The sequence below is a fragment of the Planotetraspora silvatica genome, from assembly GCF_016863315.1.
In the GTDB taxonomy this organism is placed as follows: domain Bacteria; phylum Actinomycetota; class Actinomycetes; order Streptosporangiales; family Streptosporangiaceae; genus Planotetraspora; species Planotetraspora silvatica.
Map to the genome: position 1 here is coordinate 37,751 of NZ_BOOQ01000038.1, position 19,591 is coordinate 57,341.

Consider the following 19,591-nt stretch of genomic DNA (forward strand, 5'->3'; position numbering starts at 1 on the left):
AGCGGGTCACTTCAGGGGGTTGCCGTCGCCGAAGTACATCCGGCCGATCCGCGGGTCGGCCGCCACCGCCGTCGTGGACCCGCTGAGGATCACGTGACCTTCCTGCAGCACGACGAGCCGATCGGCGAGCCGCAAAGCCAGCTGAAGGTGTTGCTCGATGAGCAGAACGGCTGTGCCCGCGGCCCGGATGGCGGCGATGTCCTCGGCGAGCGCGGCGATCGACGCAGGAGCCAGACCAGCCGACGGTTCGTCGAGGACCAGCAGTGAGGGGTCCGACATGAGACCGCGGCCGATGACGAGCATCTGCTGCTCTCCGCCGGACAGGCTGCCGGCGCGCTGCGCGCGCCGCTCCGCCAGCCGCGGAAAGGTCCGGTAGACGCCCTCTCGGCGCTCGGCGACGACGTTCTTCCTGCGGCCGTCGAGATAGCCGCCGAGGGTCAGGTTCTCCTCGACGGTGAGACTGGGGAAGACGCGCCTGCCGTCGGGCACGTGACTCAGTCCCCCCTGGACGATCCGCCGAGGGTCACACCGGGTGATGTCCCGGCCGTCGAACATCACCTCGCCCGAACTCGGCCGATGCAGGCCCGACACCGCACGGGCGACGGTCGTCTTGCCCGCGCCGTTGCCGCCGAGCAACGCGACGATCTCGCCGCGCTCGACGTGAAAGGACACGTCGTCCAGCACCGGTGCAACGCCGTGGCGGGCGCACAGTCCGCGAATGTCGAGCAGCGCCACGCGGTCTCCTCTCAATACGTCAGGCGCGGGTGGACGACGGATCGGCATCGCCGAGGTAGATCCGGCGTACCGCGGGATCGGCGGCCGTCGACTCGGGGGTTCCGCTCGCCAGCACCCGGCCGCGGTCCAGAACGGTGATCCTGTCGGCGACGCCGTACACCAGCGCCAGGTCATGTTCGACCAGCAGGACGGCCACGCCGCCTGCCGCGAGGCGACGCAGGACACGGGCCAGGGCGGCTCGTTCCGGCCCGGTCATGCCGACGGCCGGTTCGTCGAGCAGGAGTACGTGCGACCCGGTCGCGACGGCCCGGGCCACCTGCAGGAGACGCAGTTCGCCGGCGCCGAGCGCCCCCGGGCGGTCGAACGCGCGCTGGGCGAGTTCCGTCACACGCAGCGCCCTCCATGCCTCGCGGTCGGCGATGTCGGCGTAGTCCTGCATCGACGTGCTTCCGAAAAGATGCCGGACGGCGGCGAACGGCACCGGTGTTCCTCCGCGCACCCCGAGCAGCACCTGACGGTGAGGACAGAGCCGCTCCAGACCGACGGTGCGCTGGAACGTCCGGGTCACTCCCCTCCGGACCATCTCGAACTGGCCGGCCCCGGTGACGTCGGTCTCCTCCAGCAGAATCCGGCCGCCCTTGGGACGCAGAGCGCCGGCGAGGGCGCGTAAGGCCGTCGTCTTGCCGCTGCCGTTGGGGCCGATGAGCGCGTGGACCTCTCCGGCTCGCACCTCCAAGTCCACTCCCGTGAGGATGTCCGTCTCCCCGATACCGACATCCAGCCCCTGGGCGGCCAACATCACCCCCTTCCGGGAAGCGGTGGGGGTGGCGGATTCCCCGGAATGTTCCACCGGTTCACGCGGGCGCTCCGCCCGCTCGGGCCACCGGGCCGCCAGCCGTTCGATCGGCTCGCGGAGGAACGGAACCGCGACCAGCGCCAAGGCGGTGAGCACGCCACCGGCTGCCTCGGCCGGCAGACCCACCGCGCCGGCGAGTGCGTCGCCCAGCGGTGGAATCCCGGCGATCACGAGCAGGCCGAGCACCGGCCCCCACAGCCGTGCCGTACCCCCGATCAGCGCCGCCACGAACAACTGGAGGGACAACAATGGCGAGACGTCGGATGGGGCCGCCACCCCGAGCAGCACGGTGATGCCCGCGCCGGACACCGCCGCGATGGCCGCGGTCGTGGCGAAAAGAGCGGCCCTGCGGCGAAGCACCGGCACCCCGAGGGACGTGGCCAGCGCGGGAGCCTCGCGAAGGGCCGCCCAGTCCAGGCCGGCCGGCCCACGGGTCAGCCGGGCCACGGCGGCCAGCGACAGCAGGCACAACGTTCCCGCCACGGCGACGTGCACCCACGGGGTGAGAGTGACGGTCACGCCGAAGAACGGTGAGTTCAGGCGGGCCGGTGTCGGGCGAACCAGCCCCTGGCTCCCACCGGACACCGCGGGAAACGCATGGAGCAACGTGTACACGAGCCAGGCGAACGCCCATGTCGACAACGCGACCGCCGCGCCGCGCAGACGAGCCGTGAGCAGGCCGACCAGGTAGCCGGCGCACGCCGCGATCGCGGCGGCGGCGAGCACGGCCGCCGCGAGCGGCAATCCGGCGCGTTCCAGATGCACGACACCGAAACCGCCCACGGCCAGGAACGCGCCTTGGCACAGGACGGGTTGCCCTCCGTACGAGACGGACAGCGCGAGCCCCAGCACAGCGATCAACAGGTACAGATAGTGCGCCAGCTCGACCGTCATTCCGGGTCCTCACGCAGCGCCGATCGCAGGCCCCGCCGTCCGAGGGCGAGCACGATCAGCAGGATGGTCAGCGGCACCACGTCGGCGTAGTGGGGGCCGAGAACGCTCGATGCGACGACGAACGACTCGATCACGCCGAGCGCCAGCCCTCCGGCCAGCGCGCCACGCACCGATCCCAGGCCGCCCACCAGCGCGGCCGCCATCGCCTTGAGGCCGAGGACGACGCCGTCGTCGACACCGAGCGAACGGTCTGGGGAGATCAGAAGCCCCGCCAGACCCGCCAGCGCGCCGGCCACCACGAAAGCGACGAGCACCAGCCGCCGCACCGGGAGCCCGAGCAGCGCGGCGGCAGTGGGGTCCTCACTGACCGCCTTCATCGCCGTGCCGACCGGGGTGAGCACGAGCAGCCGCTCGACCAGGATCCCCACGGCCAACCCGATGCCTATGACCCCGAGAGCGCGCACCGACACCGTTTCTCCCCCGGGCAGTTGCAGCACCCCTGAAGGCGTCAGGCTGCCCAGGCGCAACGGATCCGGGACCGCATACGCGTCCTGCGTGAGCACCAGCCCGAGAACCTCCCGGATCAGCAGGCCGGCGGCCAGGCCACCCGCCACCCAGCCCAAGACGTCCCCGCGGGTGGACCGGTGCCCGACTCCCGGCAGGAAGGGCCGTACGGCGACGAAGTAGACGCCCGCCGACAGTGCCGCTCCCGCGGCGACGATCAGCACCGCCAGCCCGACGGAGTGCACCACGTCCAGTGCCGCCGCCACCGGCGTGGACCCGAGCACCACCAGCACACCGATGAACACGCCGCCGACCACGAAATCACCGTGCGCGAAGGAGATCACGCCGGTGAGCCGGTAGACGAGGCTGAACCCCATCGCGATCAAGCCGTAGGCCGTACCCAGGGCCAACCCGCTCAGGAACGCCTGCAGCGCCACCCCTCCGCTCACCGAGCGCCATCCTCAGTGATCGGCGAGCCAGATGAGTGATAACAGGAGATGTCGACGCACCCTTCGTCAGTCTTTGGAGGGGGATCTTATAGCCCGGTGACCGGTGCTCCGGGAACCGCAGTCGCAGTCGCATGCACGGCCGCGCCGGCTTCGCTCTGCTCCGCCAGCGCGTCCTGCTCGCCCAGATCACCGACCGTCGTCACCGAATTCGTGCCAGAGCCGTTCAATGGACAGACCCGCATCGTTGGCGCCGGCGGGGCCTGCCCAGGTCGGCCTGACGTCTGGTGACTCGCAGGCCCGTGTCGCGGGCGCACAGCCGGCTGTCGCGGCACGGGGCTATGAACGCTCTCAGACGGTGATGACGACCTTTCCCTGTGCGTGTCCTTCCTCCTGATATCTGATGGCCGCCGGGATCTCCTCGAACGGATAGCAGCGGTCGATGACCGGGGTGACCTTGCCGTCCTCGATGAGCTCGGTCAGCGCCATCAGGTTCCGCCTGTTCTCCGTGCAGGCGACCACGTCCGCCACGGCCATCCGCTGAGACACGAACGGGGACATCGCGACCGCCGAGAACACGCGGACGGCCGGCTGGAACCATCGGCTCGCGGGTCCGCCGACGGCGACGTAGGTCCCCTTCGGCTTCAGCACCCGGCGGCATGCGGACCCCGGGCGGCTTCCCGCGTTGTCGAGCAGCAGGTCGTACCCCCGCCGGTCCCGCGTGAAGTCCTCCTTGGTGTAGTCGATGACGTCGTCCGCGCCTATCGACCGGACCATGCCGACGTTCCGCGGCCCGCAGACACCGGTGACCTCCGCGCCGAACGCCTTGGCGATCTGCACGGCGAACGTGCCGACACCGCCGGAGGCTCCGTTGACGAGGACCTTCTGGCCCGGCTGGATCCGCCCCACGTCACGCAGGCCGATCAGGGCGGTGTTGGCCGCGAGCGGCACCGCCGCCGCCTGCTCGAACGACAGATTCCTCGGCTTCGGCGCCAGTTCGCCCGCCTGGACGCAGACGTACTCGGCGAAGCCTCCCTGCTTGAGCTGCGCGAACACCTCGTCGCCTCGGCGGAACCCCGTCACGCGCCCGCCGACGGCCTCCACCTGCCCCGCCACGTCCGCGCCCAATATGTCCAACTTCGGCCTGCGCGGCCCGAGGCTGCCGCCCATCAGGCGCGCGATGTACGGCTCGCCTCTCATGTGGTGCCAGTCGTAGGGCTGGACGGAGGTGGCGCGCACCCGGACGAGCACCTCGTCCTCGCCGGGCACGGGCCGGTCGATCTCGGTCAGGTCCAGGACGTCGGGGGAACCGTACGAGCGCAGAACGAACGCCTTCATCACTTCTCCTCATCCACTGCGGGCGGGGACGGCGACGAGCGGGTCTCGAGCCGGAAATTCACTGTAAAAGTCCAGGAGAAAGGGCTCATCGGCCGAAAGTACGCCCGTTTGGCGGACGATAGGCCGACCCGGATCAGGCCCATCGCCCGATGAACCGGCGTCGCCCGCCGATCACGATCGGGGCATGACCGACGAGAACACGGTGGAAAATCCGACATCGCCTCGAGGCGGCCCTCCGGCGGGCGCCCCCGACAAGGCGGGGACGTCCGCCACGGCCTCCTGGCTCGCCCCCGCGGCGCTGATCATGCTCAGCGCCGTTCCCGTGATCGCCGGAGCGGCCCGCCTGACTCAGCTGGGCGGGGGCGCGGCGATCACGCCGGAGAACGCGCGCTTCTTCGCCGTGCCCCTTCCCGTGGTGCTGCACATAATCGGCGCCAGTCTCTACAGCGTGCTCGGCGCCTTCCAGTTCGCGCGCGGCCTCCGCCGCCGACACCCCCGCCTGCATCGCGCGGCCGGGCGACTGCTCGTTCCCTGTGGAATCGCCGCGGGGCTCACGGGCCTGTGGATGACCCTGTTCTATCCCCGCCCCGAAGGCGACGGCGATCTCCTCGCGGGTTTCCGGCTCCTGTTCGGCACCGCGATGGTCGTGTTCATCGGCCTGGGGCTGGCCGCTATCCGGCGGCGGGACGTCGCCCGGCACCGCGCATGGATGACCCGGGGTTATGCCATCGGGGTCGGCGCGGGGACGCAGGCGCTGATCCACTTGCCCTGGGTCCTGATCTTCGGCATGCCCAGCGGGACGTCCAGGGCGCTGCTCGTGGCCGCCGGCTGGCTGATCAATCTCGCCGTGGCCGAATGGGTCGTCCGCAGCCGGCCCGCGTCCTTCTAGACGCGGTTGGTCTCGTAGGCCCACATGGCGATCTCGACGCGGTTTCTGGCGCCGAGCTTGGCCATCAGGCTGGCGATGTGGGACTTGACCGTGCTGAGGGAGATGTGGAGCTCCTCGGAGATCTCGCTGTTGGTCCGCCCGCGCGCCACGGTGGCGAGGATCTGCTCCTCCCGCTCCGTGAGGGCCTCGACGGGCCGCACCGGGGCCGAGCCGGTCACGGGCCGGGCGAAGGTCCTGAGCAGCCGCGCGGTGACGCTCGGGGCGATGAGTGCGTCGCCGTCGGCGGCGGCGTGGACGGCCTGCGAGAGCAGTTCCGTGCCCGCGTCCTTGAGCAGGAAGCCCCGGGCGCCGGCTCTCAGCGCGGCGTAGACGTACTCGTCGAGGTCGAACGTGGTGATGACGACGACGGCGAGAGGGTCGGCGACGCCCGGCCCGGCGAGGGATCGGGTGGCCTGGATGCCGTCGACGCCCGGCATGCGGATGTCGAACAGGCACACGTCGGGGCGCAGGCGCCGGGCGAGCTCGATGGCCCGCCGTCCGTCGGCGGCCTCGCCGACGACGTCGATGTCCGGCTGGGCGTTGAGGATCATGGTGAGCCCGGTGCGCACGATCTCCTGGTCGTCGGCGACGAGCACCCGGATGCTCATGTCTCCGGCCCCGTCCGAGGCAGCACGGCGGTCACGGTCCAGCCTCCGTCGGGATCAGGGCCGGCCATGCAGGTGCCGCCGAGCAGGTCGGCGCGCTCGATCATTCCGAGGATCCCGTATCCCGCTGATGCGGTCGGGCGGATGAGGCTGCTTTCGCCGTCGTCGTTCACGCGCAGGTGCACCGAGGTCTCGTCGGCGGTGACGCGTATCTCGACGCGAGTGGCGTGACGCGCATGCCGCAGGGCGTTGGTGACGGACTCCTGGGCGAGCCGGTATACCGCGGACCCCACCGCTGGGGAGAGGTCGCCGAGATCGCCCGAGACCTCCACGTCGACGGACGGGCCGGAGCCGCTCCGTCGCGTGAGCTTCTCGAGGTCGCCGATGCCCCGGCCGGGTGTCAGGTCCGCGGGTTGGCCGCGACGCAGGACGCGGACCATGGCGCGCATCTCGGCGAGCGCGCGTGACGCCTCGGCCTCGATCACGCGGAGCGCCTCGGTGGCGGCGTCAGGTCCCGACGCCGACGTGGCGAGGCCCGCCTGGGCGCGTATCGCCATCGCCGAGACGTGATGCGCCACGGTGTCGTGCAGGTCGCGGGCCAGCCGTTCGCGTTCGAGTAGCTTCACCTGATCCAGCTCGCGCATCCTCTCCCCGGCCCGGTACCTGAACGCGCCGCCCAGGCCGATGGTCGCGAACATGACGGCCAGCGCGCCGACCAGGTCGCCGGGCGCGGAGATCGTCGAGACGCCGACCGAGATGAGCATGACGGCGAACCCGATCACGGCTTCGCGGCCCGACCCCCATCGGAACAACGCGTACGGAAGGATCAGCAGATACGCCGCCGTGTACTCGTCGGAGGACGGCCCGCCCAGCAACGCGGGGATCAGACTCGTGGCGACGAAGCAGATCGTGAGCATCGACAGCGGCCTGGTCCTGCGCCACAACAAGGTGGGCACCAGCCCGATGGCGACGGTCACCGAGTAGGCCCGCCACGGAAGATCCGGCCGCAGGACCCCTTCGAGCGCCGCCGCCGGTATGAGCAGCGCCACGAGCACCCAGTCTCGCCAGACGCGGGCAGGCACGGGGGACGGGCGCGGCTCGTCCCAGACCGAGCGAAGAAGGGCGAGCACGTCCACATCGTAGGAAAGCCACGCCCGTTCGAACAGATGCATGTTCAGCCGGCACGCCGAAGGGCTCGAAGGCGGAACCGAACTGGCGGACCACGGCCTGCTGGACGGCGTAGTGGCCACCGGCCGTGGTGGCGTGCAGTCCCTCCTGGGCCAACAGTCCCGCGCAGGCGAATCTGACGGCGTCGAGACCAAGCGCATCAGGCGCCAGATGCACGGCCGGGCCAGCTTCGCGTTGCTCCGCCACCGCATCCTCCTGGCCTAACCCTCCGTCACCACCGAAAGAGAGAGGTGAATCTGCGACAGAGCCGTTCAATGGACAGACCCACCTGTTTGGCGACGTGCGCGTTGTTCGGCTACGCGCATGACGTGTGGCCCCCATGAGGTCCGCGTGGACGCCTCCGCCTGCTCACCTGATTACTCGGTCGCTCAGGTCCTAGCGCAGACGCTACGCTCCCGGGGATCCACCACGGTGCAGCTCTGGTTCCGATACCTCAGGGACATGGGCGGAGCAGGAGAGATTCATGGCGATGCCCAAGAAGGGCTCTCGGCTCATCACCGTGGCCGACGTGGTATTCCGGTGGCGCATCCGTCACCGGCCCACCTACTGCGAAGGCAACGGCTGGACTCCCCTCTCGTTCTCGGTGGAACACGCCGCACAACCCGCCAACGTCCTCAAGGTCACCCTCCCCTGTGCCCGGCCCGACAACTGGCTCGGAGAGCGAGCCATCGCTGTACGCCCGGTCCTGGTGGAATCGACCATCCGACGTGCACTCGACGAGGGATGGGCGCCAGACCGCAGGGGCAGGCCCTTCTCCCTCGACATCACCGAAGATGAACTCCCGGACCTTCTCGGCGAGCCACCCAACTACGTCATCCCATTCCTATGGGGCATGATTCCCCTCGGCGGCGGAATCAAGGACCTTCCGCGCGCCCGCCAGATCTGGCCGCAGTAGCTGATGCGCATTGGCCCGCCATCCTGCCTTCGCCAGGAGCGTTGCTTTGCTGCGGGAGTGGGGTGTGAAGGTCATTTTCGACCTGGAGCATCTTCCGGCCCCGAACTCCGGCGCGCCTGGAGCAGCATCGTTCCCCTGGGACGAACTGCACAAGCAGATACAAGGATTGCGACCCGACTCCCGCGTATAGCCGGTCGATCGGCAAGTCACCGCTCCACCAGCATCACCGCAGCCAGCGGCGGAGGCAGAGTCTTCACAACGTCTGAGTCATGCCATGATCCTGGCGGAGGCGACTCAGCGTCACCACCGCATTCGTGCCAGAACCTTTCGTCTTACAGTCCCAACTCGGACGCCGGCGAGACGGAGTCGACTACGCCTCACCTACATGGAGAGGACATCAAGCTTCGTCAAGCCGAAACCTAGCTGGGCGTAGAGCTCTAACTGATCAAAGTATTCCCGATGAGTGGCGATCTTTTGGTTCTCCACGAAGACAGAGCATGAGGCACGGAGGGTGATGGGGCGGCCGGTTCCTTCCAATTCACGACCGTCCGGCAGGAGGAAACGTCCCGTGTGAGTACCGGTGACCGTCCATTCCGTGACCGCGGGGTTCTCACAGTCAGCGGCCTCGAACCACGCCGTCAGGTGATAGTCCGGGAAGCCCTTGAACAACTGCTCGTAGAGCCAGGCGATCTGCTCATGTCCTTCTGCTATGCCTGCCGGTGACACGTACACGGCGCCCGGGCTGTAATAGTCGAGCACTCGGCGCAGGTCGTGAGCGTTGATCGCTTCGGTCAGGCGGTGTTTGATGTCCCAGGAGGAAGCCATACTACGGGCCTTCGTGATGTTGGGCCGCCGAGATGGCCAGGCGGCAGCGCTGAGAACCGATCAAGGCTAGTCCGTACATCGGTCTCGCTTAAACGCTATCCACTGGGCGGTCAATCGCTGCTCACGATTGCGTCAAGTGCGTCTCACCGAACGCGAGGCGGCTTCCCGGCTGGCCCATGTCAATGCCAACACGGCAACAGACCCGCGCTTCCTTTCAGTCCGCATCAATTGCGCGATCGGTGATGGCGTCTCACCACCAGATCGACTCCCGCTTGTTAGTCGTGCTACCGACGCGGACTTTGGGCTCCGACCGTCCGCTTTCAGGCGGAGCATTCACTCTGATGGACTCCTCTTGCACGATGTCAAAGGGCGCTACATGGCCGTCGGGCGTGTGCTTGTGGTGAGCCGACGTTGTCGTCAGGGTTGTCGTCCGGTACGGGTGTCAGCGCGCCGGGTGCACGGCAGTCGATCCGCGTGCAAACGCCCACGCCACCATCAGCGGGAACTCGCCTTGCCACAGCGCGGCGCCGTGTGACGCGACCCGCTCGCTCATGACGACGTCCGCACCTGCATCGCGCAGCGCGGCCGCCCACCGGTTCGCGTTGTCGAGGAAGAACGGCTCCAGCGTGCCGGCGACGAGGTACACGCGCGGAATCGAACCCGGCATCACGCCAGGCGGTTTGTAACCCGCGCCCGGCGAACCTGAGAAGACCGCACCGTAGATGCCGGGATGCCGGAGCCCAAGGGCGAGCGCGAGTTCGCCACCCGCCGAGACACCGAACACCGCAGTACGTTCGAGGGGCAGCGCGACTCCGAAACGCGAGCGCACCCACCGGCGGACGTCCTTGACGAAGAACTTCTCGTGTGCCGCGAACCGTTCCGCATCAAAGACCGGCGAGTACTCATGAAGCCGCGACGTCTCATCGGCCGGCCCATGTACACCGACGATCATCGTGGACGGGACGCCGGCCGCCTCGAGGCACCCGCCCCACTGTGAGATCCCCTTACCGTCACCGGCGAAGACGACCACCTCCGGGGTATCCGGCGGGACGTACACCGTCACCTGCCGGCCTCCGTCGTAAGCGAGCGTCTCCGTGACGAGCCCTCCCGCCATCGGGCCGGAGCGCGCCGGTTCCGGCGGTGGTCCGGGACCGCCTCCGCCCGCGGCTGCCTGGTCATCCATGTTCGAACCTCATCCTTGGGAGTCGGCGCGGCCTGGCGAGTTGAGCACACGTGCCGTCCACTCTCAGTGTGAAAGGCCAGGTCATTCCGTACGGGTGCCTGGCCTTCGTGACCTCAGCACAAGGACGACTGCTCGCTTCCGTCCTCGCCAAGGCGGTGGAGACAAGCGCCAGAGCCATATCACGCCACCGATGACGACGATGCTGGCAGTAACGACCTCGGGGAGGGAGCTCTTCCATTCGGTCGGGCCCTGGGCGTATGCCCGCCCCTCGACGTAGATAGCGACATGCTCGCCCGACCAGCGCTTTGTGCTTGAGATCATCCGTCTCAACGTCGGCGACTCTCTGTCGGCCGTCGGTGGAGACGAAGTCACCACCCCAAATACAGTCGGCCCCATCACAGGAGCGCATCTTGATCATCAGCGAGTCAACGGGAGAGGTTGAGATCTGTATTGCCTGGTCGGGGCACTACTCGACGTGATGGGCGCAGGTCAGGAAAGGGCAGGTGCGAGTTCGAGCTCTACTACGACGTTCTCTCAGGGAGTTCAGCCCCGCGGTCACGTCCAGCAGGGTGGTGGAGGAAGAAGGCTTCGGCGCGGTGCTGAAGGGATTGACGGATCGTAGTAAGTGGTGCCGCCCATGTCAGTTTCCCTTCGCGGCGCGGCCGAGACGGAAGGCCGAGATGAGGAAGAAGATGCCGCCGGGGATGGCATAGCCGGCCGCGTTGGTCAGCGTCGGGTTGTCCGCGGTGGCACCAACGATGAACGACGCACCGGCGAGTACGGAGATGCCGCCGCTGATGATCATCGGCCACTGGCCGCCCATCTTGCGGCGGGTGACACCCACAATCAGCTGGACCAGGCCGGCCACGACCGCCCAAACGCCCCACACGCGCAGCACCGCCGGGATACCGGACGCGCAGGCGATGGCCACGCCGATGGCGGTGATCAGGCTGACCGCGATGTTCACGTACAGCAGGGCAGGTGATCCGGTGGTACGCGACGCGCGGGCGTCGACGATGGCGGCGGCCACGTCGAACAGCGGGTAGAGCACGAGCAGAGTGACCGCGACCGGACCCAGTTTCGAGGCGGTCGTGAACATCACAAGGGCCCAGACGATGGCGAACGCGAACCGGACGAAGTACAGCCGCCGCAGTGCGGACGCGGTCCTGGAAATACCGGGTGAAGCAGCGATAGTGCTCACGATGATCCTTTCGGTGGATGAGTGATGAGGAGAGCGGTTCAGCGCGTCCCGTGGTCGGCCTTTTCGATCAGGTAGGCGACCAGGCCGGCGTGGCTGACCACTTGAAGACGACGAGCCACTGGAACAACTCTCCTGCAAGACAGAACGTTCTATCGCGGCACAGCATGGCAATCCACGACGCACGCTGTCAAGACCGAACGTTCTACCCACTAAGGTGGTGGCATGCGCAGGCAATCCGAAGGCCGGCCATCCGAAGCGCGATCCCGGCTGCTCAACACGGCTACCCGACTCTTCTACGCAGAGGGCATCCACGTCGTCGGCATCGATCGCATCGTCGCGGAAGCGCAGGTGACGCGGGCCACCCTCTACCGGCACTTCCCCGGCAAGGAAGACCTCGTCCTCGCCTACCTGAACGAGGTCGACCGAGCCATGCGCAGCCAGGCGGACGAGGCCATTACCGTCGGACTACCGGCCGCCGACACCATCCGGGCCCTCAGCAAGTCCATCACCCAGGGCATCCAGTCCCCCGGCTTCCGGGGATGCGCCTTCCTCAACGCCGCCGCCGAATATCCCGACCCCGAGTCCCCGGCGCACAAGGCCGTGCTCGCCCACCGCCAATGGTTCCTGGAAACGGTCACGGAACTGCTGGCCAAGATCCGGGAGACAACCGCCGAGACCGCCGCCCGCCACTTCGTGATGATGCGCGACGGCGCCATGGCCGCCGGCTGCCTGTTCGACCCGGTACTGATCTGCGAGACCTTCCTGCGCGGAGTCGACAAGCTCCTGCAGGAATAGTGCTCGGCCTGCCAGATGACTTCGCCCACCACGTCAGCCCCGTGCCCGGCAGGGCAAAGCCGGCAGGCATCGCGGTGATTTCCACCAGACCCATCGCATCCGGCACGCTAAGCGACCTTCGAGCGAGCCGAGCTGCAGAGTGGTACCAAATCTCGTTCTCCGACCAGCCTCTCAAGATCTCCAACTGGCATCCGAACTCACGCGAAACCGGCCCCCGAACTCAGTCGCCAAGCCAGGAGGGCGGCGGTCGAGGCGTCGGTGGTCAATCGCGGGTACGGCGGTGACGCTCAGCGTGTAGTCCTTCTAGCCCCGTTGCGTCGCCGGGTCCTGCCGCAGTCCGGTGAGCAATAGCGTGATCATGCGCCGGGTGTAGTCGATGTGCGACGGGCCGGGCGTGCACAGGTGCGCGACCGCGCGGAGGAGATCCATCGCGCTCGCCCCGCCCTCCATCGCCCCCGCGACTCGCGCGCCCTGCAAAAGCTCGTCAAGTGTCGGCTCCAGCTGTTCCAGCAGTTGTGCGCCGAGTCCGGCGAAGGTCGCTTCGCCCGACTGCAGCGCCGCTGCGAGACCATGTTTTGTGAGGACGAACGCACAATAACGGTCGAGCCACAGTGTGAGGGCATCCATCGGCGTGTGCGCCGCGGCGAGCTCCTGGGCCGTTTCGACGCACTCGTCGACGTCATGCTGCAGTACTGCGAGTACGAGATCGGTCCGCTTGGGGAAGTGGCGGTACAGGGTCGCGACTCCGACTCCGGCCTCCAGGGCTATGTCCTTCACGTGCGCGTCGACGCCGTCGCGGGCGAATACGGTGCGGGCGCCCTCGATGAGCGCCTCGACGTTGCGACGGGCGTCCGCACGAAGGGGCGTCTGCGGCACCGCCTCGTTCCTGCTGGTCATGGGCACCTCTTTTTGCCAAACGGAATCTGATTCCATATAGTAGCGAAGGTGGCAAACGGAACTAGATTCCATTTAGTCGACGAGGGGACAGCAAATGACTGACGACACCACCGCGCACGACGACCTCTGGGATGGCGCCGACGCGTTCCTCGGCCGGGCACGCACGATTCCGGTCGCCGACTCGACGCCCTTCCTGTCGGTGAGCACGGTCGTGCTCCCGGCACCCGGACGCCCCACCCCGCTGCAGGTCCGCGTCTCCGCACCCACCTCGGGAGACCGGTTGCCGATCGTGCTGCTCTCCCACGGCGGAGGGTTCACGAACTACGTCTCCTCGAACCGCGGACTTGCGCCGCTGTCGGACTTCTGGGCGGCCCACGGGTTCGTGGTCGTGCAGCCCACCCACCTCAGCTCGAAGTCCCTGGGGCTGCCGCGGACCGCGCCCGACGCACGCGCGTACTGGGAGTCGCGCGTACAGGACCTCACCGCCATCCTGGACCACTTCGACCTCGTCGAGGCCGCCGTACCGGAGCTCGCCGGGCGCGTCGACCCCGGCCGGGTCGCCGTCGCCGGGCACTCGATGGGCGGGCAGACGGCGAGCATGCTCCTCGGCGCACGCGTGGTGGAGGACGGCGACACCGTCCGCGCGTTCGACGACCGGGTCAAAGCGGGCGTCCTCCTCGCACCGACAGGCGCCGGGGACGATCACCTCACGGACATGGCGAAGCGGTTCACCGCACTGCGGACGGCCGGGTTCGAGGAAATGACGACGCCCACGCTCGTGATCGTCGGCGACCAGGACGACTCGCCCGAGCTCACCGACCGCGGGCCGGACTACCACGCCGACGCCTACCACCAGGCACCCGGACCGAAGTCGCTGCTCACCCTGCACGGGGGCGAGCACATGCTCGGCGGCGTCACCGGCTACGACACCGTCGAGACCACCGACGAGGACCCGGAACGCGTGGCCGTGATCCAGCGGATGAGCTGGGCATTCCTGCGCGACGCCCTCACGTCCGACACCTCGGCGTGGCCGGCGGCAACGGCCGCGTTCGCGCGCCTCGACGCGATCGGTCGGCTGGAGAGCAAGTGACCACCGCACCCGTTCCGGACTGGTTCACTAAAGCGCTGGACGCGCTGAGCCGCGGCGACACGGCCGCGCGGGCAGCGGTACTTCGGCTCCCGGTCCCGGGGTTCGGGTCGATGTGGATCCCTCACAGCAAGTCCTTGTGATCAGCGGCGATTCCAGCGCCAGGCGCGTAGACAGAAGGGGTGGCCGGCCGGGTCGCGTAGGACGCGTGAGCGTTCTGGGCTGGGCTGATGGTGTTCCCTGGTGGCGCCGAGTCGGACCGACTCGTGTTCGGCGGTGTCGAGGTCGTCGACGGTGAGGTCGAGGTGGATCTGCTGTGAGCGGTCATGGGATGGCCAGGTCGGTGGCTGGTAGTCCTCGACCCGGATTGCGCCGAGGTGGAGCGTCCCGATCTTGACTGCGCAGAAGTCCGGTGTCTCGACTGCCATCTCGCCGCCGAGCAGGTGTGCCCAGAGCGGGCCAGGGAGACGGGGTCAGGGCATTCGAGGTTGATGGCGGCAATGTGGGCGAGGGCCATGAGTACTCCAGGCGGCATGAGCGGTGGACGGAGAGGGCCGGCTCGGGCATGAGGCGGGATCAGCCGTGGCGGGCGGGTGGGCCGGTGTCAGATCACCGGGATGAGCGGGTCGTCGAGGAGACTCCGGTCCCCGTCGACGCCGTGGGCCAGCGCGCCGGCCACGTCTTCGTACGGTGCACCGAACCTGATCGCGCTGACCTCGTCCAGCCTCTGGTAGTGGTGAGGGTCGAGTTCGACGTTCAGGGCGTCGAGGTATCCCGCCAGGTGAGCCGGGGTGCGGGGCCCCACGATGGGGATCATCGAGGTCCGGGCGCGGGCGGCGCGTTGACGCAGCCAGGCCAGTGCGACCTGGACCGGGCCGGTACCCATCTCATCGGCCACGGCGAGGACGGCGTCGAGCACGGCGGTGCGCTGCGCACCGCCCTCGCCGGCGGTGCTGTCGGCCGCGGCCCGTGCGCTGAGTCGCCCCTGCTCGCCGTGACGGTACTTCCCGGTCAGCAGGCCACCGGCCAGCGGGGAATAGAGGACGACGCCCAGTCCGTGTGCTTGGGCCATCGGGAAGAATTCTCGTTCCGCGGAGCGTTCGGCCAGGCTGTATTCGGTCTGGATGCCGACCAGCGGCATGCGCCCACTCAGTTCCGACCTGACGGCGGCGCCCGCCACCCGCCAGGCCGGGAAATTGGACAGTCCGCCGTAGCGGATCTTGCCCGCCCTGATCAGGTCCTCGAAGCCGGCCAGGATCTCCGGCAACGGGGTCACGCCGTCGGGGATGTGCGGCATGAAGACATCGACGTAGTCGGTTCTCAACCGCCGCAGGCTCTCCTCCAGAGACCGGATCATGGTCTTGCGGCTGTTGCCCGTGGTGCCCGGGCGGACTTGGGCGCTCCTGCTCCCGGAGTACTTGGTGATCACGACATAGTCGTCGCGCTCGCGTCCCAGCAGATCGCCCAGAACGGTCTCGGCCTCACCGTCCTGGTAGATGTTCGAGACGTCGATGGTGGTCCCGCCGGCGGCCACGAACGACTCGAAGATCGCCCTGGAGCCTTCCAGGCCCGCCGCGGCCGGGGCCGAGCCGAAGTTGGCCGTGCCCAGCACATACTCCGAGACCCGCAGGCCGCTGTGTCGTCCGAAGGTCTGGTAACGCATGGGGGTCTCCTCAGAGGTAGACGGAGTTGCGGTAAGGTCGACGACGTTAACATGTAAAACGAATGGTCGCTCTCTATGCCAAAGGTCAGCCAAGCCCACCTCGACGCCCGCCGTCAGCAGATCATCGACGCCGCCCGCGCCCGCTTCGCCGCTCACGGCTTCGCTCGGACGTCCATGACCGACATCGTCGAAGCCTCCGGGCTCTCCACCGGGGCGATCTACCGGTACTTCACGAGCAAGGACGAGATCGTCGCCGCCATCTGTGAACAAGCGGGCCACGCGTTGCCCGCGGAGCTGACCGCCGAGTCCATCCACGACTTCCTTCAGCACATTCGCACCCTGGCGCGCCAGGAGGACCACGCCCGGCTGGTCGCCCAGATCTACGCCGAGGCCGCCGTCACCCCGAGCCTCGCCACCCTGGTCCACCGCCAACTCCAGGAGCTGCGCGAAGCGGTCGCCGCTCTCCTGCCCGACCACGAGCCCGCGCACGCGGCCCGGATCGCCGAAGCCTTCGTGGCCCTCTGCCACGGCTACACTCAGCAGCTCGCCGTACGAGGTGATCTCGAACCCGCCCCCTTCACCGCGGCCCTCGTCGCGATCGCGATCACCGAGTCGTGACCGAGCACCGCCCAGCCACCACCACGGGTCAAGGCACCAACACCGGTCAGGATCCGCAAGGTCCACGATGAGCAGGTCGCTGCTGCGGTTGCTGAGCTCTCAGCAACGGAGTGATCGAGGCATGCCCGGGCTTTCAGCCTGCCGGATGGCAGACGACAGCAGTGCAATGTCCAGGCTCGACAACGGCGATCTGTACATAGCTGCCTTGCCGACCAGCTTCTGAAAGCTGGCCGCCTTGTCCATCAGACGCTGAAGCGGCGTGCTGAGTCCCTGCGTCGCCTTGAGCCACGGCGGCACGGAGGCGTTGACACTCCTCAGTAGATTCTCTGTGCTCTTCGAGATGGGGGGCTGCGGTGGCCTGCGGCTCTTGGGGCGCCGCCGTTCCTCGGGGGCGCGTCGGCGGCCTCGTGGGGCTCATCAGAGTCGTTGTGAGGCTCCTCGGCCCCAATATCCTCAGCGTCGTCGCTCATAGCCCTAAATGATGTCGAGTATGCGAGGGAGAGGGATTCTATTTTTCGGGGTCACGATGGGGGTTCCAAGCCCTGATCCGGTGCCCTGGCCACTGGGACTTTCACAACTTCTGGGATATGAAATCCCAGGCGATGATCCAAGTGGTGGCCAGCCCGAGAATGCCCACGACCAACCTGGGTCCCCCAGCTGATCCGCTGCCTTGGCCACTGGTGATTTTCACAACTTTCGGTGCACCGGGGTCGTAGAGGATCGGTACGGTGCTCCCCACGACGAACGGCTCCGTGCTTTCGCGTGGGCTGCGCGCACGGACCACCTGCCCGTCCTCGGTACTGAACTCGATCACCGGGCTATGTCTCACCGTGTTCTCGTCGTCGTCGTACCGCCTGCGCGGGAACGAGCTGGTGGAGTTGCTGGCCGTGCCTGCACGCAGGAAGGCTCGCCACCCAGCCCTCGAGAGGTTTTTCACGACGATACCGGTGGCGGATCGGCCTACCCGGTCGAGATGATGGGATCGCCGCAGGAGCCTGATCCCGCTGCCCACTGAAAACAGTGCTATTCCGCTACAGCCGGCGAAGATGAACAACGGCGGTAACGGCACTGACTCAAACCCCATATCGGCGAGGGTACGGGGCAGTCGGTGACGTCAATAGCCATCCGTCAGGGATTCTTTTGTAGATCACACGGAGCGGGTGCGCGTGGATTTGTTCGGCAGTTGACATGCCGACGTAGCGTGATTCTCGGCACCTCAGCCCATCGCCGCTGCCGCGCATGCTCGGTCTCACTTCTCGTCGGCCTCCGCGCGGCCGTTCGATCTCCAGGAGCCGTCACTTTCAGACCGTAGTGGAGCTCGACCGCCTGGCAGGCTTCCCGCACCCGGTAGAAGTCGTTCCAGGTCTTCGGCTTGGTTCCGTCCTGGCGCGCGAGCGTGGCCACGATATGGATGTGGTCATCGGCATGCCGCACTGCGACCCAGCGCACCGCATCGTCATCCCCGTCGGCGGCAAGACCAGTCCGGTTCATGATCTCGTGGGCGACCCGAGCCCACTCATCATCGTCCAGAACCCGATCGTCGCGAGCAGTTCGGGCGACGCAATGCCACACCGGCTCGTCGCGCCGCCATCCGATCCGCAGGTGCCGGCCGCGAGAACTTCCGCAACCTGCCGACACCCTCACTCTCGCTCTGTGAGAACTGCCTCGGCCCTGCGGGATGGCCAGCGGTTTGCGTGTAGAGGTCAGGCCGCTGAAAGCACTTTGCAAGCGGCCCGGCCTATCACTGGTGATGCAAGCCCCGACCGACACAGCTCCCAGCTACGCGAAGCCATCGAACACCCCAATACGGCCATCTCCCTGGAGCCCAACCGGCTGCACTGGCACATGAGCACGCGGTGGCCTTCCTCAACGCACCGAACGCTTCGGAATTCTCCGCCATCACACCCCTATGAAAAGGATTGAAACCATGGATGTCTTCAGGAAGTTCACGCACGCTGCGATTCTCGCCGGCGCCCTGGCATTGGTCGCGGCTTGCGGAGGCGGCGGTGGCTTGGATGGTTCCAGCCCGGTGGGCATTCCCGGTGCGGAAGCCCCCGCAGGGGAAGGCTCCGGTAACAGCGACAGCAGCTGCAAGTTCCTTACCAACAACGAGGTCACCGAGGCGATCGGCCCGAATGACGGCGGCCAGCACGACTACACGTTCGGCGGATGCGTCTGGACGGCGTCGAGCGCCAAGGACGGCTTCAACGAGGCGATTTTCGCGGCGGTGCTGCCCAAGGCCCAGTACGAGTCCGTGGCCGAGATCGGGGACCCGCTGAGCGGATTCGTCGACGGCGCCACCTACGCCGAACTGCACGGCGAGCTGTGGTTCCCCTGCCGTGCCGGGGACTACTGCGGGATCAAGGTGCGAACCGCCAGCTCGGATGGCCGCCAGGAGACCGCGCTGCGACTGGCCAAGATCCTCCAGGACCGTATATAGGTATCGTCGAAACGTAAGAAACCCCCTGGACTCGGAGGTCCAGGGGGTTTCTCATTAGGTCTCGCCAGGAGGACACCGAGGCGCTATCGCGACCTCACTGCGGTGTCCATGGGAATCAGACACCTGCTTGGCCTACTGCCGCTTCGCTTAGCAGCCCGACGCGACTGGGCCGTTCTTCCACGTTATGATCTTGTTTTTGCTGTCGTATGCGATGACGCGCGTGTATGTCTGGTACGCGTTGCATCGCATGCTGGGGCTACTGATCCCGCCGCTGGAGTTCGACGGAAGCGTGCCAGTGCATGCACTCGGGCCGGGTTGATCAGTGTAGATCGTCTGCAGCATGAGGTTCACACACACTTTTTTCACCGTGGTGCCAGTCTTATAGGTGGCGTATGCATGAAGGTTTCCATTGTTATACGCAGGTAGATATGGCGTGAGACTGTAGGACGCAGCCGATGCCGGCACTGCGGACGCCGTGAGCAGAGCAGCCGAT

General features: G+C 67.6%; 21 protein-coding genes. 7 read left to right on the forward strand and 14 right to left on the reverse strand.

Annotated elements, in window-relative coordinates; all coding sequences use genetic code 11:
• Positions 1–6: 6 nt before the first annotated feature.
• The 4 genes from Psi02_RS26990 to Psi02_RS27005 form a co-directional block, all read right to left on the reverse strand.
• Positions 7–735: an ABC transporter ATP-binding protein gene (locus Psi02_RS26990; protein ID WP_239095185.1), complete on the reverse strand. Its 729-nt coding sequence runs from the start codon at positions 733–735 to the stop codon at positions 7–9.
• A gap of 19 nt (positions 736–754) precedes the next feature.
• Entirely contained in the window at positions 755–2,485 is a 1,731-nt protein-coding gene (locus tag Psi02_RS26995) for a branched-chain amino acid ABC transporter ATP-binding protein/permease (RefSeq protein ID WP_203978470.1), read from the reverse strand.
• Positions 2,482–3,438, reverse strand: a complete 957-nt coding sequence (locus Psi02_RS27000) for a branched-chain amino acid ABC transporter permease (RefSeq protein WP_203978471.1) — start codon at positions 3,436–3,438, stop codon at positions 2,482–2,484. The genes Psi02_RS26995 and Psi02_RS27000 overlap by 4 nt, the downstream gene beginning before the upstream one ends.
• 348 nt (positions 3,439–3,786) lie before the next feature.
• Positions 3,787–4,773, reverse strand: coding sequence for an NAD(P)-dependent alcohol dehydrogenase (locus Psi02_RS27005; protein ID WP_203978472.1), 987 nt, complete (start codon positions 4,771–4,773; stop codon positions 3,787–3,789).
• Between the two features lie 184 nt (positions 4,774–4,957).
• Between Psi02_RS27005 and Psi02_RS27010 the strand changes: the two genes are divergently transcribed.
• Positions 4,958–5,662, forward strand: coding sequence for a DUF2306 domain-containing protein (locus Psi02_RS27010; RefSeq protein WP_203978473.1), 705 nt, complete (start codon positions 4,958–4,960; stop codon positions 5,660–5,662).
• Here Psi02_RS27010 and Psi02_RS27015 read toward each other — a convergent pair.
• The gene (locus Psi02_RS27015; RefSeq protein ID WP_203978474.1) at positions 5,659–6,309 is read right to left on the reverse strand and encodes a response regulator; all 651 of its coding nucleotides are present in this window, start codon (positions 6,307–6,309) and stop codon (positions 5,659–5,661) included. The genes Psi02_RS27010 and Psi02_RS27015 overlap by 4 nt on opposite strands.
• Positions 6,306–7,436 (reverse strand): sensor histidine kinase, encoded by a 1,131-nt coding sequence (locus Psi02_RS27020; protein WP_239095186.1) that lies wholly within the window; start codon positions 7,434–7,436, stop codon positions 6,306–6,308. The genes Psi02_RS27015 and Psi02_RS27020 overlap by 4 nt, the downstream gene beginning before the upstream one ends.
• Positions 7,437–7,476: 40 nt before the next feature.
• Between Psi02_RS27020 and Psi02_RS27025 the strand changes: the two genes are divergently transcribed.
• Together Psi02_RS27025 and Psi02_RS27030 are read left to right on the forward strand one after the other, a co-directional pair.
• Positions 7,477–7,698: a hypothetical protein gene (locus tag Psi02_RS27025; RefSeq protein ID WP_203978565.1), complete on the forward strand. Its 222-nt coding sequence runs from the start codon at positions 7,477–7,479 to the stop codon at positions 7,696–7,698.
• 259 nt (positions 7,699–7,957) lie between these two features.
• On the forward strand, positions 7,958–8,389 hold the full coding sequence (locus Psi02_RS27030) for a hypothetical protein (RefSeq protein ID WP_203978476.1): 432 nt from the start codon (positions 7,958–7,960) through the stop codon (positions 8,387–8,389).
• A 381-nt stretch (positions 8,390–8,770) separates the two neighbouring features.
• Here the strand turns inward: Psi02_RS27030 and Psi02_RS27035 are convergent, their stop codons facing one another.
• From Psi02_RS27035 to Psi02_RS27045, 3 genes are all read right to left on the reverse strand, one after another.
• Positions 8,771–9,214 (reverse strand): ester cyclase, encoded by a 444-nt coding sequence (locus tag Psi02_RS27035; RefSeq protein ID WP_203978477.1) that lies wholly within the window; start codon positions 9,212–9,214, stop codon positions 8,771–8,773.
• A gap of 442 nt (positions 9,215–9,656) precedes the next feature.
• On the reverse strand, positions 9,657–10,277 hold the full coding sequence (locus Psi02_RS27040) for an alpha/beta hydrolase (protein WP_203978478.1): 621 nt from the start codon (positions 10,275–10,277) through the stop codon (positions 9,657–9,659).
• A gap of 760 nt (positions 10,278–11,037) precedes the next feature.
• Positions 11,038–11,496 carry a hypothetical protein gene (locus tag Psi02_RS27045; protein ID WP_239095187.1) on the reverse strand — a complete coding sequence of 153 codons (459 nt, stop codon included), beginning with the start codon at positions 11,494–11,496 and terminating at the stop codon, positions 11,038–11,040.
• A gap of 324 nt (positions 11,497–11,820) precedes the next feature.
• Between Psi02_RS27045 and Psi02_RS27050 the strand changes: the two genes are divergently transcribed.
• On the forward strand, positions 11,821–12,393 hold the full coding sequence (locus Psi02_RS27050; RefSeq protein ID WP_203978479.1) for a TetR/AcrR family transcriptional regulator: 573 nt from the start codon (positions 11,821–11,823) through the stop codon (positions 12,391–12,393).
• 303 nt (positions 12,394–12,696) lie between these two features.
• Here Psi02_RS27050 and Psi02_RS27055 read toward each other — a convergent pair whose 3' ends face one another.
• Positions 12,697–13,290: a TetR/AcrR family transcriptional regulator gene (locus Psi02_RS27055; protein ID WP_203978480.1), complete on the reverse strand. Its 594-nt coding sequence runs from the start codon at positions 13,288–13,290 to the stop codon at positions 12,697–12,699.
• Between the two features lie 94 nt (positions 13,291–13,384).
• Here Psi02_RS27055 and Psi02_RS27060 point away from each other — a divergent pair, with 94 nt between their 5' ends.
• The gene (locus Psi02_RS27060; RefSeq protein ID WP_203978481.1) at positions 13,385–14,380 is read left to right on the forward strand and encodes an alpha/beta hydrolase family protein; all 996 of its coding nucleotides are present in this window, start codon (positions 13,385–13,387) and stop codon (positions 14,378–14,380) included.
• A 140-nt stretch (positions 14,381–14,520) separates the two neighbouring features.
• On the opposite strand, the gene Psi02_RS27065 is transcribed toward Psi02_RS27060, so the two are convergent.
• Together Psi02_RS27065 and Psi02_RS27070 are read right to left on the reverse strand one after the other, a co-directional pair.
• Entirely contained in the window at positions 14,521–14,805 is a 285-nt protein-coding gene (locus Psi02_RS27065) for a VOC family protein (protein WP_203978482.1), read from the reverse strand.
• A 176-nt stretch (positions 14,806–14,981) separates the two neighbouring features.
• Positions 14,982–16,040 (reverse strand): aldo/keto reductase, encoded by a 1,059-nt coding sequence (locus Psi02_RS27070; RefSeq protein WP_203978483.1) that lies wholly within the window; start codon positions 16,038–16,040, stop codon positions 14,982–14,984.
• A gap of 75 nt (positions 16,041–16,115) precedes the next feature.
• On the opposite strand from Psi02_RS27070, the gene Psi02_RS27075 reads away from it, so the two are divergent.
• Entirely contained in the window at positions 16,116–16,658 is a 543-nt protein-coding gene (locus tag Psi02_RS27075; protein WP_203978484.1) for a TetR/AcrR family transcriptional regulator, read from the forward strand.
• A gap of 571 nt (positions 16,659–17,229) precedes the next feature.
• On the opposite strand, the gene Psi02_RS27080 is transcribed toward Psi02_RS27075, so the two are convergent.
• A complete protein-coding gene (locus Psi02_RS27080) occupies positions 17,230–17,742 on the reverse strand; it encodes a DUF3592 domain-containing protein (RefSeq protein WP_203978485.1) in 513 nt (170 codons plus the stop codon).
• A 44-nt stretch (positions 17,743–17,786) separates the two neighbouring features.
• Positions 17,787–18,428 (reverse strand): relaxase/mobilization nuclease domain-containing protein, encoded by a 642-nt coding sequence (locus Psi02_RS41130; protein ID WP_373317686.1) that lies wholly within the window; start codon positions 18,426–18,428, stop codon positions 17,787–17,789.
• A 157-nt stretch (positions 18,429–18,585) separates the two neighbouring features.
• Here Psi02_RS41130 and Psi02_RS27085 point away from each other — a divergent pair, with 157 nt between their 5' ends.
• Positions 18,586–19,098 carry a hypothetical protein gene (locus Psi02_RS27085; protein ID WP_203978486.1) on the forward strand — a complete coding sequence of 171 codons (513 nt, stop codon included), beginning with the start codon at positions 18,586–18,588 and terminating at the stop codon, positions 19,096–19,098.
• Positions 19,099–19,591 lie beyond the last annotated feature (493 nt).